At 75.9% G+C, this 1,530-nt stretch carries 2 protein-coding genes; both read right to left on the bottom strand.

Annotated features, from left to right (window positions below):
- On the bottom strand, window positions 1-158 hold a 158-nt coding region (locus H5J30_RS32530), incomplete at its 3' end, for an AAA family ATPase (RefSeq protein WP_181791254.1).
- 20 nt (window positions 159-178) lie between these two features.
- Window positions 179-1,483, bottom strand: a complete 1,305-nt coding sequence (locus H5J30_RS32525) for an adenosylmethionine--8-amino-7-oxononanoate transaminase (protein ID WP_181791253.1) — start codon at window positions 1,481-1,483, stop codon at window positions 179-181.
- Between the last annotated feature and the right edge of the window lie 47 nt (window positions 1,484-1,530).

Genomic DNA, 1,530 nt, shown 5'->3' with positions numbered 1-1,530 from the left:
TCGGCGTCGCCGGGCTCGTCCGGCGCCACGCCGGTCTGCGCCGGTTTGAGCACGGCCACCGAGCGGCCCCGCGCCAGCGCCGCGGCGGCCACGGCGGCGGTGACGACCGTCTTGCCCACACCGGTCGACGTGCCGGTGACCACGAGTACGCTGCCCATCGCCTTGCCCCCCTCGCCCCTCAGCCGGCCGCCGCCGCGGCGCGCACGGCGGTGCAGATGCGTGCCACGTCGGCGTCCCCCGTCACGTACGGCGGCATGGTGTAGATCAGGTCGCGGAACGGGCGCAGCCACACCCCGGCCCCGACTGCGGCCCGGGTGGCGGCGGCCATGTCCGCGTGGTGGTCCAGCTGGACGACGCCGATGGCGCCCAGCACCCGTACGTCCACCACCCCCGGCAGCTCCGCCGCCCCGGCCAGCCCTTCCCGCAGCCCGTTCTCGATGCGCTTGACGTCCTGCCGCCAGCCGCCGTCGGCGAGCAGGTCGAGCGAGGCCAGGGCGACGGCGGAAGCGAGCGGGTTGCCCATGAACGTCGGGCCGTGGGCGAGTACCGGAACCTCGCCCTCCGAGATCCCCTCGGCCACCCCGGAGGTGCACAGCGTCGCGGCCATCGACAGGTAGCCGCCCGTCAGCGCCTTGCCGACGCACATCACGTCCGGTGCGACGCCCGCGTGGTCCGCCGCGAAGAACGCGCCGGTGCGGCCGAAGCCGGTGGCGATCTCGTCGAACACCAGCAGCACGCCGTGTGCGTCGCACGCCTCGCGCAGCACGCGCAGATAGCCGGGCGAGGTGAAGCGCATGCCGCCCGCGCCCTGCACGACCGGCTCCACGATCACCGCGGCCAGCTCGTCCGCGTGCCGCGCCACGAGGTCGCGCAGCTCGCGCTCGTACGCCCCGTCCACCGGCGCGTCGAAGCCCGCGGGCGGCAGCCCGGCGAACAGCTGCCGCGGCAGCACGCCGGACCACAGCCCGTGCATCCCGCCGTCCGGGTCGCAGACCGACATCGGCTGCCAGGTGTCCCCGTGGTAGCCGCCGCGCCACGTCAGCAGCCGGCGCTTGCCCGGCCGGCCGCGCGAACGCCAGTACTGCAGGCACATCTTGACCGCGACCTCGACCGACACCGACCCGGAGTCGCTGAGGAACACGTGCCGCAGCGGCTCCGGCGTGACCTCCACCAGCCGCGCCGCGAGCCGCACCGCCGGCTCGTGGGTGAGTCCGCCGAACATCACGTGGCTCATCCGGTCCAGCTGCCCGCGGGCGGCGGCGTCGAGCGCCGGGTGGCGGTAGCCGTGGATCGCCGACCACCACGACGACATCCCGTCGACCAGCTCGGCCACGCCCCACGCCGGCTCGGCCAGCCGCAGCCGTACGCCCGCGGCGGAGTCGACGACCAGCGGCTCCTGCCGGCCGGGCATGGGCCCGTACGGGTGCCAGACGTGCTCGCGGTCCAGGTCGAGCAGCCGCCGCGGCGGCAGCGGCTCAGGCATTGGGCGGCAGTTCCGTGCCGGCGCCGCGGCGGCGCACGGCCACGAGG

This window comes from Streptomyces phytophilus, from assembly GCF_013870535.1.
Lineage (GTDB): Bacteria > Actinomycetota > Actinomycetes > Streptomycetales > Streptomycetaceae > Streptomyces > Streptomyces phytophilus.
The sequence above is the reverse complement of the archived record's forward strand: the minus strand, read 5'-3'. Positions and strand labels throughout refer to the sequence as shown.

Coding starts and splice junctions, on each gene's coding strand:
- H5J30_RS32525 (WP_181791253.1), bottom strand. CDS start 1,483: ATGCCTGAGCCGCTGCCGCCGCGGCGGCTGCTCGACCTGGACCGCGAG.